11 protein-coding genes are annotated in these 13,419 nt (G+C 60.8%); 3 read left to right on the top strand and 8 right to left on the bottom strand.

Annotated elements, in window-relative coordinates; all coding sequences use genetic code 11:
• Positions 1 to 25: 25 nt before the first annotated feature.
• The 5 genes from PMI32_RS03205 to speB form a co-directional block, all read right to left on the bottom strand.
• Complete coding sequence (locus PMI32_RS03205; protein WP_008034263.1) at positions 26 to 751, bottom strand: MBL fold metallo-hydrolase; 726 nt, start codon at positions 749 to 751, stop codon at positions 26 to 28.
• A gap of 85 nt (positions 752 to 836) precedes the next feature.
• A complete protein-coding gene (locus tag PMI32_RS03210; protein ID WP_008034261.1) occupies positions 837 to 2,216 on the bottom strand; it encodes a sodium:solute symporter family protein in 1,380 nt (459 codons plus the stop codon).
• Between the two features lie 155 nt (positions 2,217 to 2,371).
• On the bottom strand, positions 2,372 to 3,883 hold the full coding sequence (locus PMI32_RS03215) for a purine-cytosine permease family protein (RefSeq protein ID WP_008034259.1): 1,512 nt from the start codon (positions 3,881 to 3,883) through the stop codon (positions 2,372 to 2,374).
• A 54-nt stretch (positions 3,884 to 3,937) separates the two neighbouring features.
• Positions 3,938 to 4,360, bottom strand: coding sequence for a YybH family protein (locus PMI32_RS03220; RefSeq protein ID WP_008034257.1), 423 nt, complete (start codon positions 4,358 to 4,360; stop codon positions 3,938 to 3,940).
• A 9-nt stretch (positions 4,361 to 4,369) separates the two neighbouring features.
• Positions 4,370 to 5,320, bottom strand: coding sequence for an agmatinase (gene speB / locus PMI32_RS03225; protein ID WP_008034256.1), 951 nt, complete (start codon positions 5,318 to 5,320; stop codon positions 4,370 to 4,372).
• Between the two features lie 344 nt (positions 5,321 to 5,664).
• Here speB and PMI32_RS03230 point away from each other — a divergent pair, with 344 nt between their 5' ends.
• Positions 5,665 to 6,558, top strand: a complete 894-nt coding sequence (locus PMI32_RS03230; protein WP_008034255.1) for a LysR family transcriptional regulator — start codon at positions 5,665 to 5,667, stop codon at positions 6,556 to 6,558.
• 4 nt (positions 6,559 to 6,562) lie between these two features.
• Positions 6,563 to 7,159 (top strand): tRNA-uridine aminocarboxypropyltransferase, encoded by a 597-nt coding sequence (locus PMI32_RS03235; protein WP_008034254.1) that lies wholly within the window; start codon positions 6,563 to 6,565, stop codon positions 7,157 to 7,159.
• 136 nt (positions 7,160 to 7,295) lie between these two features.
• On the opposite strand, the gene PMI32_RS03240 is transcribed toward PMI32_RS03235, so the two are convergent.
• The 3 genes from PMI32_RS03240 to PMI32_RS03250 are packed head-to-tail and all read right to left on the bottom strand — an operon-like array spanning position 7,296 to position 12,198.
• Positions 7,296 to 8,651, bottom strand: coding sequence for an HlyD family type I secretion periplasmic adaptor subunit (locus PMI32_RS03240; protein WP_008034253.1), 1,356 nt, complete (start codon positions 8,649 to 8,651; stop codon positions 7,296 to 7,298).
• Between the two features lie 10 nt (positions 8,652 to 8,661).
• Positions 8,662 to 10,821, bottom strand: a complete 2,160-nt coding sequence (locus PMI32_RS03245; protein WP_008034252.1) for a type I secretion system permease/ATPase — start codon at positions 10,819 to 10,821, stop codon at positions 8,662 to 8,664.
• Between the two features lie 18 nt (positions 10,822 to 10,839).
• Positions 10,840 to 12,198, bottom strand: a complete 1,359-nt coding sequence (locus tag PMI32_RS03250; RefSeq protein ID WP_008034251.1) for a TolC family outer membrane protein — start codon at positions 12,196 to 12,198, stop codon at positions 10,840 to 10,842.
• 590 nt (positions 12,199 to 12,788) lie between these two features.
• On the opposite strand from PMI32_RS03250, the gene PMI32_RS03255 reads away from it, so the two are divergent.
• A partial coding sequence (locus PMI32_RS03255; protein ID WP_008034250.1) for a retention module-containing protein occupies positions 12,789 to 13,419 on the top strand: 631 nt, incomplete at its 3' end.

Genomic DNA, 13,419 nt, shown 5'->3' with positions numbered 1-13,419 from the left:
TCCCTGGTGTCGAGTACAGCAGGCGTCAGCCATGCGAGCGCTGCCACTCATCAATCATCGTGCGCAAATGTTCCCCGGAAAAACTCCCGAAATGCCCGCCATGCACGGTGCGGATCGGCAGATCACGCAAGCGTTGCAGACTGCGCGCGTAGTCGTCGAGGTTGGAATGGTAAGCGTCTTCGATCAGCGGCCCGTCGTAGATGATGTCGCCGCTGAACAGGGTTTCGGTCGCAGCTTCATACAGGCTGATGCCGCCCGGTGAATGTCCCGGCGTATGCAGCACCTGCAACACGCGATTGCCCAGATCCAGCACGTCACCTTCCTCGATCATTCCCGTGGCCGGCGCGGCTTTGACCCGGTACTCGGCGTAGCACAGCGGGCAATCAGGATGCGCCTCGAACATATCGTCGCCGACAAATGCCCGGCTCAAATCGTTTTCGCCGTCAGGTGCCGCCAGGATGTCGGCCTCGGCGGGGTGGACCAGGCGTTCGGCAAATTCGTGATGACCGGCGATGTGGTCGAAATGGCAATGACTGGCCACCGCCACCAATGGCCGTTCGGTGATCCATGGCAGTTGCTCGCGCAGGCTCACCAAACCGGAGCCGCTGTCCAGCAGCAGGTCCTTGTCACGGCCCTGAATGTGCCAGAGGTTGCAGCGGTAGAAGGGACGGATGTAAGGCTCGTGAATCAGACGGATGCCGTCGCTGAGTTGCTTGACCTCGAACCACTGATCGCGAGAAACAATCTTCATCAAAGGTTTTCTCCAGGCGAAAAAAAACGGGTGTGGCAACCGACGCCACACCCGTCGAAGAAAGCATCAAGTCGTTATAGAAAGCTTAGATGGCGTTCGCCACCGCAGCCGGGCGGCGAGACATCAGGCTCACCACAATGAAGCTCACCAGACCTGCGAGCAGGCTGTAGTAGATCGGGGTGTTGGCATCCAGACCGTCCTTGACCATGAACAGCAGAGCGGTTGCGAAGCCCAGGCCCATGCTGGCGATGGCGCCGGCGGTAGTGGCGCGTTTCCAGAAAATCGCACCCATCAGCGGGATCAGCATGCCGCCGACCAACAGGTTGTAGGCCAGGGTCAGGGCGCTGATCACATCGTTCACCACCAGGGCGATACCCAGCACGACAATTCCGGTCAGCAGCGTCACCAGGCGGTTCAGGCTCAGGCTCGACTGTTTACCGCCACGCAGTTTAGGTAGCAGGTCTTCGCTCAGAGTAGTGGCGGCAGCCAACAGGCCTGCGCTGGCGGTGGACATCATGGCGGCCAGTGCAGCGGCGATGACCAAGCCACGGATACCGTCCGGCAGCGACAGTTTGACGATGGCGGCGAAAGCGTTGTTGACGTTGTCCAGATCCGGGATCAGTACGTGAGCGGCCATGCCGATCAGGGCGCACGCCAGACCGTAGATGATGCAGTAGAGGCCTGCGGCAGTACCGGCGTATTGCGCGACCTTGGCGGTCTTGACGGTGAACACCCGTTGCCAGATGTCCTGACCGATCAGGATGCCGAAGAAGTAGATCACGAAGTAGGTGATGATGGTGTCCCAGCCGATGGTGGTGAAGCTGAAGCTTGCCTCCGGCAGTTTGGCCACCAACTGATCCCAACCACCGACGCGGTACAGGCAGATCGGCAACAGGATGAACATCAGGCCCACGGTCTTGATGACGAACTGGACGATGTCGGTCAGGGTCAGGGACCACATGCCGCCGATCGCCGAGTAAATCACCACCACGCCACCGCCGACCAATACCGACAGCCAGAACGGCAGGTCGAACAGCACTTGAAGCACGGTGCCGATGGCCAGGATCGAAACCACGCCGATCATCAGTGCGTACGCCAGCATGATCACCGCGCTCGCGGAGCGGGCCATCGGGTTGTAGCGTTTTTCCAGCACCTGGGTAACGGTGTAGATTTTCAGTTTCAGCAGCGGTTTGGCGAGGAACAGGTTCAGCGCCACGATCCCGCAACCGAGGGCCGCGCAGAGCCAGAAACCGGAAATGCCATGGACGTAGCCCAGGCGCACGGTGCCGACAGTAGATGCGCCGCCCAGAACGGTAGCGGCCATGGTGCCCATGTACAGGCTCGGGCCGAGGTTACGACCGGCGACCAAAAAGTCTTCGTTGGTCTTGGCTTTGCGCATGCCGTAGTAGCCGAGTATCAGCATCGCGGCGGCGTAGATGAGTACGACGAATAAATCCAATGCCATGATGGCGAGTCTCCGATTGTCTTTTTTATGGTGAGGCTGAAATCAATCCCTGTGGGAGCGGGCTTGCTCGCGAATGCGGTCTGTCAGTCACATCAATGTTGGATGTGCTGCCGTCTTCGCGAGCAAGCCCGCTCCCACAAGGGGAATGCGTTTAATCAGGCGGCTTGTCGCAACGCCGGTTTACCGAGCGAATCCGTGCTCTTGCTGCGTGGATCATTCGGGCCGAACACCGCAGCCGATTCCGGGAACAGGCTCAGCAGCGCCAGGTACACCAGTGACGCCAGGCCGAGGGTTACCGGCAGGCTGATGTCGATGCCATCCGCCAGGTTCCCCAGTACACCCACGAATTGCCCCGGCAGGTTCACAAAGCACAAACCGACCAATGCACTCGGGATCCAGGCACCCAGCCCACGCCAGTTCCAGCCGTGGGTGAACCAGTAACGACCGCCTTTCTCGCCGCGGGTGAACACTTGCAGGTCATCCGGGCAATAGAAGCCGCGACGCACCAGCAGGCCGATGATCATGATCACCATCCACGGAGTGGTGCAGGTGATGATCAGCACGGCGAAGGTCGATACGCTCTGCACCAGGTTCGCCGCAAAGCGACCGATGAAGATGAAGGCAATCGACATCACACCGATCAACAGGGTGGCCTTGACCCGCGACAGCACACGCGGGAACACGCTGGACATGTCCAGCCCGGTGCCATACAGCGAGGTGGTGCCGGTGGACATGCCGCCGATTACCGCAATCAGGCACACCGGCAGGAAGAACCAGCTCGGCGAGACGGCCAGCAGGCCGCCGACGTAGTTGTTGGCGGCGATGTAGTCCGGCGCCTTGATCGCTACGATAGTGGCGGTGGCGAGGCCGAACAGGAACGGGATGAACGTTGCGATCTGCGAGATCACCACCGCGGCCATGATCCGGCGCTTGGAGGTTTCACGCGGGATGTAACGCGACCAGTCGCCGAGGAACGCGCCGAAGGAAATCGGGTTGCTCATCGCCACCAGCGCAGCGCCGATGAAGGCAGCCCAGAAACCCGGTTGGCCCATGCTCACGGTACCGGCGTAGTTCACATCGAAAGGACCGGCGAAAGCGAAGATGCCCAGCAGGAACAGCAGGCTGGCGCTCCACACCGCGATCTTGTTGACCCACAGCAGGAAACGGAAGCCGTAGATGCAAACCGTCAGCACCAGGATCGCGAATAGACCGTAGGCCAGGCCCAGGGTCAGGTCGGTTTCCGGCAGGCCGATCAGGCGTTTTGCGCCACCGATCAGCGCATCACCCGAACTCCACACCGAGAGCGAGAAGAAGGCGATGGCGGTCAACAGCGACAGGAACGAACCGACGATCCGCCCGTGCACGCCGAAGTGCGCACCGGAAGACACGGCGTTGTTGGTGCCATTGATCGGGCCGAACAGGCCCATCGGCGCGAGGATCAGCGAGCCCAGCAACACGCCCAGCACAATCGCCCAGACGCCCGCCTGGAATGACAGGCCGAACAGCACCGGGAAACTGCCGAGCACGGCGGTGGCAAAGGTATTGGAACCGCCGAAGATCATCCGGAACAAGTCCGTCGGGCCTGCGGTGCGTTCGTTGTCCGGGATCTGTTCGACCCCGTAGGTTTCAATGTGCGTAAGGCTTTGGTCGTTGTTGTTGTTATTCATGATCTGCTCCGATCATAAAGGCGCGCTCATCGTGTGTGAGCGTCACCTGTTTGGCTAAGGGGTTGGCAGCCCTTCCGGCATTGCGGACAAATGTTCGTGGCAGGCCAGCCATAGGCCTTGTTGTTCTTGGCCAGACGCTTGTTTCTTGAAAACAATCGTCTCGCGCTCCTGGCTGAAGTGTTGCTCCCCTTGCATGCGCAGCTCGGTGGCCACGTCATGGATGAAAATCGCGACGTCACCCTGCAGGCTGACGAAAGCGTTGCTCGAGGTGCACGACAGCACCTCGAAGCCATCCTCGGCACGCCAGGTGTCCCACAACGCCTGATAGGCATCGCGCGACAGCAGAGGCTGCTCGAGGGTGTAGAAAACGAAGCTGGCGTCAAAGCTGAAGGCGCCGAAGTAGGCTTCGCGATCGTTACGGGCAAAGGCTGCCACCAGATCGGCGGCAGCGTGCAGAACCTGATCACGCTCGTTCATGACCAATCCTCAGCGGTGGGCCACGCCAGGCAGTACGCAGAGCATTTCGTACAGCAGGTTGGCGCCCAGCAGCGAGGTGTTGCCGGTGGTGTCATAAGCGGGCGAGACTTCTACCAGGTCGCAACCGACCAGGTCGAGACCTTGGCAGCCACGAACGATCTCGATTGCCTGAATGGTGGTCAGGCCGCCGATTTCCGGAGTGCCGGTGCCAGGTGCCCAGGCCGGATCGATACCGTCGATATCGAAGCTCAGGTACACCGGACCGCCGCCGACTTTCTCGCGAACTTCGGCCATCAGGGGGGCCAGGGATTTGTGCCAGCATTCTTCGGCCTGAACCACACGGAAACCCTGATTGCGGCTCCAGTTGAAGTCATCGGCGGTGTAGCCCTGAGCGCGCAGGCCAATTTGCACTACACGGTCGCAATCCAGAAGACCTTCTTCGACGGCGCGACGGAAGGTGGTGCCGTGGGCGATTTTCTCGCCGAACATGTGATCGTTCACATCGGCGTGAGCGTCGATGTGCACCAGGCCGACCTTGCCGTGCTTTTTGTGGATGGCACGCAGGATCGGCAGGGTGATGGTGTGGTCGCCGCCGAGGGTCAGGGGGATCACATCGTGTTCAAGGATGTTGTCGTAGGACTCTTCGATGATCCGCACGGCGTCGAGCAGGTTGAAGGTGTTGATCGCGATGTCGCCGATGTCGGCAACCGACAGCGAGTCGAACGGTGCCGCGCCGGTGGCCATGTTGTACGGGCGGATCATGACCGATTCAGCGCGGATTTCACGCGGCCCGAAACGGGTGCCAGGGCGCAGGGAAGTACCGATGTCCAGTGGGATGCCGATAAAGGCAGCGTCCAGGCCGGCAGCGGTAGGTACATGGGGGAGTCGGAGCATGGTGGCGATGCCGCCGAAGCGCGGCATTTCGTTGCCGCCCAGTGGTTGGTGAAGAATCTTGTCCACGGGTAGGGCCTCATCGTCGTTGTTTTATTTATGTCGGTTGCACCGCACCGGGGAGGCTCGGGCACCGTTAGGGGCCGATTCTGCGAAATGTAGTGGCCGGGAAGAATCGCTACGGACAAATACTTAGTTCAGATTTTTCTAAACTAATGGCGGGAGGGGGGATAGACTTCCCGGCTTGAGGGATGGGTTGTCCATGCAACCGAATCGCCGGCAAGCCGGCTCCTACAGGTTGAGCGTAATCGTCAATGCTGCACGACCCTGTAGGAGCCAGCTTGCTGGCGATCGGTTGCGCAGCAACCGCCGTCAAACAACGCGGACTCACCGATACACGCTACGGAGCCCCCATGGCCAACGCTTTACCCGACCTGAAACTATTACGCATCTTCGTCAGCGTGGTCCGCCATCAGGGGTTTGCCAACGCCCAGCAAGAGCTCAACCTCTCGACCTCGGCGATCAGCACCTACATGAGCCAGCTCGAAGCGGCCCTCGGCCTGGTGCTGTGCCATCGCGGGCGCGGCGGTTTCAGCCTGACCAGCAAAGGCGAGCTGTTCCATCAGGAAACCCTGCGCCTCCTCGGCGAACTCGAAGGCTTCGAGCAATACGCGGCGGCGCTGAAGGGCGAATTGCGCGGTACGCTGAACCTCGGCGTCATCGACTCCACTGTCAGCGACAAGGCCTTGCCGTTCGCCGAAGCCATCGGCGCCTACAGTCAGGAACACCCGGCCGTGCATTTGCACCTGTCGGTGATGAGCCCGTACGAGCTGCAACTCGGCGTACAGGACAACCGCCTCGACCTGGCCATCGGTGCGTTTTCCACGCGCATGAGCGGGCTGGTCTACATGCCGTTGTACCGCGAGCAACACTGGCTGTATTGCAGCAGCCGTCATCCGCTGTTCACCGAGCGGCGCATTCCCGAACAAGTCATCACCCAGCAGCGCATGGTCGGCCGCGGCTATTGGAGCCAGGCCGAACTGGCGCGTCACGGCTTCAAGCACAGTGCCGCGACCGTGGAAAGTATGGAGGCGCAGTTGATTCTGGTGCTGTCCGGCGCCTACATCGGTTACCTGCCGGAGCATTACGCCCAGGCCTGGGCCGACAAGGGTGATTTGCGCGTGTTGCTGCCGGCGACCTTCGGTTACCAGGCGCCGTTTTCGATGATCATGCGCCGGGGCCGCAGCCGCGAACCGTTGATCCAGACCTTCCGCGACCTGCTCAAGGCGCAGCTCAATCAGGCTTGAAACCATGTCCAGAATCCAATGCCCGCGCTGCCTGCGCCCGCAAACCCACTGCCTGTGCCCATTGATCCCGAGCATCGACAGCCGCACTCGGGTGATGCTGCTGCAGCATCCGAGCGAAGTGAACCATGCACTGAACACCGCAAGGCTGGCGGCGTTGGGGTTGAACAATGCCGAATTGATTGTGGGTGAGGTGTTCGAGGATTTGCCGGCGCTGTTGAATCAGCCGGGCTATCAGGCGCGATTATTGTTTCCGGCCGATGATGCGCAACCGATGCAGGCGTATGCCGCAAACGATGAGCCACTCTTGTTGGTCGTTCCGGATGGCACCTGGCGCAAGGCGCGCAAAATGCTGCACCTCAATCCGCTGCTGGCGGCATTGCCCCGAGTGACTTTGGTGGCGGGCGGCGTGTCGCGGTATCGCTTGCGCAAGGCCCCGGCGCCGGGGGCGTTGTCGACGGTGGAGGCGATTGTGCAGGCGTTGCAGACGCTGGAAGCGCCTGTCAGTTTCGAGTCATTGTTGAAACCGTTCGAGGCGTTGATCGAGGGGCAGATTGCGGCGATGGGGGAGGAGGTTTTCCAGCGCAACCATGGTTCGGAATAGTCGGTGTTTTTTAGGGCCTCATCGCGAGCAGGCTCACTCCTACAGTTGACGGGTTCTTCCAGAAGAAACGCGATCACTGTGGGAGCGAGCCTGCTCGCGATGACGGTAAAACAATCAAAGAAAATCTCAGCAAAGACTACCTTTCCCGCATCGCCTCCGTCCGAGCTTTCAACACCGGTTTCAGCAGATAATCCAGCACACTTTTCTCCCCGGTAATGATATCCACCGTCGCCACCATCCCCGGAATGATCAGCAGCGGTTTCACATCCCCGCCCAAGTGGTTTTTATCGGTTCGCACCTGAATCAGATAGAAGCTGTTGCCCTTGTCATCGGTGATCGTGTCCGCACCAATCAACTCAAGCCTGGCACTCAACCCACCATAAATCGTGTAGTCGTACGCACTGAACTTGACCATCGCTTTCTGCCCCGGATGCAGGAACGCCACGTCTTGCGGGCGCACCTTGGCTTCGATCAGCAGGTTGTCTTCGATGGGCACGATTTCCACCATGTCGCTGCCCGGCTGGACCACGCCGCCGATGGTGTTGACCTTCAGCACTTTGATAATCCCGTGCACCGGCGATACCACCGTGGTGCGGCTCACGCGGTCGTCGATGGCGATGCTCGACGCGGTGATTTTCGACAGCTCGGTGCGTTTCTCATTCAGCTCTTTCGCCGCGTCCGAACGGAAGGTTTGTTCCGACTCGTCGATCTTGCTTTTGATCTCGTTGATCGCCGACTCGGCGCGAGGAATCGCCAGCGTCGTGGCATTCAGCGAACCGCGGATTTCCACCGCGCTGCGTTTGAGCCGCAGGATTTCCACCGGCGACACCGCCCCGGTGCCCACCAGCGGCGCGGACATGTTCATTTCCTGTTGCAGCAGCGCCAGGCTTGAACTGTATTGACCCTGTTTGGAGCGGAACTCCGCCAGTTCCTGGGTTTTCTGCCGCAGTTGCTCGGTCAGCGTGCGTTGCTCGCTGGCCAACCGGCGTTGCCGTTGTTCGTACAGCGAGCGCTCGTCCTCGGCCACTTGCGGGGCCTTGGCGATTACCTCCGGCGACAAACTGAACGGCCGTCCCTCGGCCTCGGCGGACAGACGTTCGACCTGCGCGGTCAAGGCGTAACGATCCGCTTCACTCTCGCCCTTGTTCGACAGAAACCGCGTGTCATCCAGGCGCAGCAATGTGTCGCCCTTGTTCACCATTTGCCCTTCGCGCACGAAGATTTCGGTGACGATGCCGCCCTCCAGGTTCTGGATCACCTGCACCTTGCTCGACGGAATCGCCTTGCCTTCGCCCATGGTGACTTCCTGCAACACGGCGAATTTGGCCCAGACCACGGCGCTGATGATCAGCGCAGCAGCGAGCCACACCGTGATCCGCGACCAGCGCGGTGAGTCCTGCAAAGAAGCGCCGGCCGTTTCCGGCATGAACTCACTTTCGGCGCTTTTGCTGAAGCTGTCGAAGTAGCCGCGTGAGCTTTGTGACGATGACATGAGCGGACTCCTAGACGGCCGCAGAGCCGACACGGCCCTTGCGCAGTGCATCGATGACCGCTTCTTTCGGACCGTCGGCGACGATCCGCCCGTTGTCGAGCACCACCAGCCGATCCACCAGGCTGAGCATCGAGGTGCGGTGGGTCACCAGCAGCAAGGTTTTGCCCTGGACCCAACCGTGAAGTTTTTGCCGCAAAACATCTTCGCTGCTGTTGTCCATGGCGCTGGTGGGTTCGTCGAGCAGCATGATCGGCGGGTCGAGCAACAAGGCGCGCGCCAGCAATACGGCTTGGCGTTGCCCGCCCGACAACAACTGCCCGCGTTCGCCGACGGGCCGGTCAAACCCTTGTGGGTGTTGACGCGCGAGCTCGGTGACGCCGGTCAGTTCGGCCACTTCCAGCATCCGCGCATCGCTTATATAGCGTGCGCCGAGTGTCAGGTTGTCGCGCAGGCTGCCGGCCAGCAGTGGCAGGTCATGGGCGACGTAACCGATCTGCTGGCGCAGGTCGGCGACGTCCAGTTGCCGCAGGTCCAGGCCATCGAGCAGCAACTGGCCTTCTTCCGGTTCGTAGAACCCCATGACCAGTCGCCCCAGGGTGCTTTTGCCCGAACCGCTGCGACCGATGATGCCGACCCGCTCACCGGGTTTGAGGCTGAAACTGATGTTGGCCAGCGCTGGTGCATTCTGGCCGTTGTAGCGAAAGGTCACGCCGCTGACGTCGAGGGCGCCTTGCAGTTGCGTGCGCTCCAATGGCCGCTGTTTCGCATCGCGCTCCTGCGGCAGGCCCATCAGCGCATCGGTACTTTTCATCGTCAGTTGCGCTTGCTGATAGCGCGTGATCAACCCTGCGATCTGTCCTAGCGGTGCGAGTACGCGACTGCCAAGCATGTAGGTCGCCACCAGCGCGCCGACGCTGAGGTTGCCGGCGATGATGCTGTAGACCCCGGCGACGATGGTCGCCATGCCGGAGAACTGCTGGATGAACAGCGTGCCGTTGGTGGCCAGCGCCGAGAGGTTGCGCGCGTGGCTGTCGAGGCGGGTGAGGGCGCCGTGGGTGCTTTCCCATTTGTGCTGGCGCTCGCTTTCGGCGCTGCAGGCCTTGAGGGTTTCCAGGCCGCCGAGGGTCTCGATCAGCAACGCCTGGCGTTCGGCGCCGAGGGTCAGGCTTTTTTGCACGGTGTCGCGCAGCCGTACCTGAATCACCATCGCGAACAGGATCGTGATCGGAAACGCCAGCAACGGAATGACTACCAGCCAGCCACCGAGCAGGCCGATCACCACCAGCATCAGCACGGCGAAGGGCAGGTCGATCAGGCTGGTCAGGGTGACGGCGGTGAGGAATTCGCGCAGGCCCTGGAAGTCATGGATGCTCTGGGCGAAACCACCGATGGTCGCCGGCCGCGCTTTCATCGACATGCCGGTGATGCGTTCGAACAAGGTCGCGGACAGGATCACGTCGGTTTTCTTGCCGGCGGTGTCCAGCAAATGCGCGCGGACCACCCGCAATGCCAGCTCGAAACCGGTGCCGATCAGCAAGCCGATGGACAGCACCCACAGGGTCGAAGTGGCCTGGTTCGGCACCACTCGGTCGTAGGTCTGCATCACGAACAACGGCACCATCAGCCCCAGCAGGTTGATCAGGAAGCTCGCCAGGATCGCATCGCTGTACAGCCACTTCGACAGCTTCAAGGTGTCGCGAAACCACGCCTCCACACGCGGCACCAGTGGCGAGCGCAGGTCTTCGAGTTCATGCCGTGGTCGGGCGAACAAGGCCTGGCCGCTGTAGCTTTCGGCCAGCTCTTCACGGCTGACCCATTGCTCGCCGCCGTCGGCTTCGCTTGGCAGAATCAGCAGGCGACCATCATCGCCAAAGCGACGCAGCACGGCGGTGCGACCGTTGTCGAGGATCAGAAGCACGGGCAGGTTGAGCGCAGAAATGTCGTCCAGTTCACGGCGCAACAAACGCGCCTGCAAACTGGCCCGGGCCGCTGCGCGCGGCAGCAGGTCCAGGCTCAGGCGTTGGTGTGCCATTGGCAGCCCGGCACTCAGGCTGGCGCGACTGACCGTCGCGCCATGAAGTTTGCAGAGAATCAACAGACCGTCCAGGAGCGGGTCATCGAAGCTCAGCCTCGGATCGACACCAGTGTTGCCGGATTCCATGCTGGTCACATTGCTCGCTCCAGTACGCTACTTCAGTTCAGGCAAACGGGCTTCGTTTTTCACTTCGGTCCGGGCAATCGCGTCGGCGGGCAGCACCACGCGTTGTTTGCTCAGCAACTGGCCCATGTTCGCCAGCACGCGGTACATCGAGAATTCCTCGGTGTAGCGCACTTCGGTATAGCGACGGTTGGCGTTGTAGAGTTCGTTTTCGCTGTCGAGCACGTCAAGCAGGGTCCGTTGGCCGAGGCCGAACTGGTCTTGATACGCCGCCCGTACGCGGGTAGTGGTTTCGGCGTATTCGCGGGCGGTCGGGGTTTGTTTTTTCGCGTTGACCATGGCGTTCCAGGCTAGGTGAATGTTCTCGTTGAGCTGGCGCAGGGCATTGTTGCGGATGTCCATGGCCTGGTTGATCTTGTGCGCGTCGGAGGCCAGTCGCGCCTTGTCGCTGCCGCCGCGGAACAGGTTGTAGTTCATCACGACGCCGACGCGCCATTCGTTGTCGTGGCCTTCTTCACCGGCGATGTTGTTATTCGCCCCCACCGCGGCTTCAGCGTCGAAGCGTGGGTAGAACGGCGACTTGGCGACTTCGTACTGGCTCTCGGCCGATTGCACATCTGCCTGGGCCGATTTCAGGTACGGGTTGTTGTCGACCATGCTCTGTTGGGCATCCCGGATCGTGGCCGGCAATTCGCCGCGAATCGATGGCAGCGTTTCCAGTTCATCGGGCATGCGCCCTGTGACGGCGTAGAAATTCGCTTCGGCATCGGCCAGATCGACTTCCGCGGTGTCGAGGTTGTTTTCCGCGAGTGCCCGACGCGCCACGGACTGGTCGGCGTCAGCGGTGCTGCCGATCCCGCGCTGGGTGCGCAGGCCGATCTGGTCGTTGACTCGCAGGTGGGCTTGCAGGTTGTTCTTGGCCAGCGTCACCAGTTCGCGGCGCTTGAGCACTTCGAGGTAGACCTCGATGGTGCGCAGGGCCAAGTCCTGAGCAGTGCCCTGCGCGTAATAGGCCCGTGAATTGACCACGCCTTTGGTGCGCTCGACTTCGTTGGATGTGTTGAAGCCATCGAACAGCATCTGCCGCAGACGCAGTTCCGATTGGGTGTAGTTCAGGATTTCCGTGTGGTGATTGCCGAAGGCCCGGGTATTGGTGTTATCGCTGTACCCGCGCCCGTACGAGGCGTTCAGATCCACGGAAGGATAAAAGCCCCCCTTGGCGACTTTCACGTCTTCATCGGCCGACAGACGGCTGTCCACCCGCGACGCCAGTTCCGGGTGGGTCGCAAGGGTGCTCTGGATCGCCTCGGTCAGTGACATGGCGTGAGCCTGAGAAGTACAGGCCATGGCCAATAGAATCGCACTGCAGATGGGGTTCAATCGGCGCATGGGTACATCTCCCTGAGTCCTAATGGTGCTTATTAGTCGCCAATTATTTGACGACATTTATAGGTGATACCGTTTCATGCTCGTTACAACAGAGCTAAGAACATTCTGGGAAGAATCTAAGAAGGATTTTTCATAAGGGTTATGCCAAAAAAAACTTATGCGCTCTGCAAAATCCAGCACATTGTTCACGTCGAAAGCCCTTGATTTATGAGCGTTAGGGCGCTCGAAAGGGCAAAAGGAAAGTTCCACCCACATATCGACTAGGGCGTAGAAGTGCTGGAGGGGAGGGACGCGAAACGGTTTTTTTGGTGACGGTTTTTTGTCACTTGATGGGTTCAGAACCGTTACGCATCGCTCACTGGACGAGGTGTTACCGAACAGGATCCCGATGCCTTTGATCGCAGAGGGTTTTATTCCGTAGCTGACACGTCGCCTGTGAGCGACACGCTTGGCGAGATAGTCGCCAGGGCAGCGGCTTGGTGTTGACAAGTTGCTCCCCGGAAGAGGCTCGCTGGCCACCGCTTGACCCATGAGCACGTTCTTCGCAAACAACAGGATGCCGACGGCAGTCGGCAGCGGAGGAAGTGCACATGGCTACGCTCATCGGTATCGTCAGTAAGGTCATTGGTCAGGTGTTCGCCGAGGCGAGCAACGGCACTCGGCGTGCTCTGGTCGAAGGGGACCGGCTGTTTGCGGGCGATCAACTGATCACCGGGGCCGAAGGCGCGGTGGCGGTGCACCTGCAAAATGGCCAGGAACTGACGCTCGGGCGTGGCAGCAGTCTGCAAATGAACCCTCAGTTGCTGGTGGATCACGCCTCCCATGTGAATACACCAGAAGCGACCACGCCGACTCAGGCTCAACTGTCAGATGTCGAGCGAGTACAAAAAGCCATCGCAGCGGGCGACGACCCGACCCAAACAGCTGAAGCGACGGCGGCAGGGCCGGGCACACCGGGTGCACCCGGCGGAGCATTGGGCGGCGGCCATAGTTTTGTGCTGCTGGAGGAAGTGGCCGGGCGGGTCGATCCGACTGTCGGTTTTCCCACAGCAGGCTTCAATGGTGTTCCCGAATTTCCCTTGGTGCGTCTGGCCGGTGATCCGGACAATGGCGGCAACGCGCCTGCTGCGCCGGTTGTTGTTGCTGATAATCCGGACGTTCCTGATACTCCGGACAACCCCGTCACCCTCAGCGGGCTGGACGTAGAGGGCGGTGAGCTGA

This window comes from Pseudomonas sp. GM60 (genome assembly GCF_000282415.1).
Lineage (GTDB): Bacteria > Pseudomonadota > Gammaproteobacteria > Pseudomonadales > Pseudomonadaceae > Aquipseudomonas > Aquipseudomonas migulae.
The sequence above is the reverse complement of the archived record's forward strand: the minus strand, read 5'-3'. Positions and strand labels throughout refer to the sequence as shown.

What these genes read in the sequence shown, in the direction of transcription:
- PMI32_RS03210 (WP_008034261.1), bottom strand. Translation starts at nt 2,216, where the DNA reads ATGGCATTGGATTTATTCGTCGTACTCATCTACGCCGCCGCGATGCTG.
- PMI32_RS03215 (WP_008034259.1), bottom strand. Translation starts at nt 3,883, where the DNA reads ATGAATAACAACAACAACGACCAAAGCCTTACGCACATTGAAACCTAC.
- PMI32_RS03250 (WP_008034251.1), bottom strand. Translation starts at nt 12,198, where the DNA reads ATGCGCCGATTGAACCCCATCTGCAGTGCGATTCTATTGGCCATGGCC.
- PMI32_RS03220 (WP_008034257.1), bottom strand. Translation starts at nt 4,360, where the DNA reads ATGAACGAGCGTGATCAGGTTCTGCACGCTGCCGCCGATCTGGTGGCA.
- PMI32_RS03205 (WP_008034263.1), bottom strand. Translation starts at nt 751, where the DNA reads ATGAAGATTGTTTCTCGCGATCAGTGGTTCGAGGTCAAGCAACTCAGC.
- PMI32_RS03235 (WP_008034254.1), top strand. Translation starts at nt 6,563, where the DNA reads ATGTCCAGAATCCAATGCCCGCGCTGCCTGCGCCCGCAAACCCACTGC.
- PMI32_RS03230 (WP_008034255.1), top strand. Translation starts at nt 5,665, where the DNA reads ATGGCCAACGCTTTACCCGACCTGAAACTATTACGCATCTTCGTCAGC.
- PMI32_RS03240 (WP_008034253.1), bottom strand. Translation starts at nt 8,651, where the DNA reads ATGTCATCGTCACAAAGCTCACGCGGCTACTTCGACAGCTTCAGCAAA.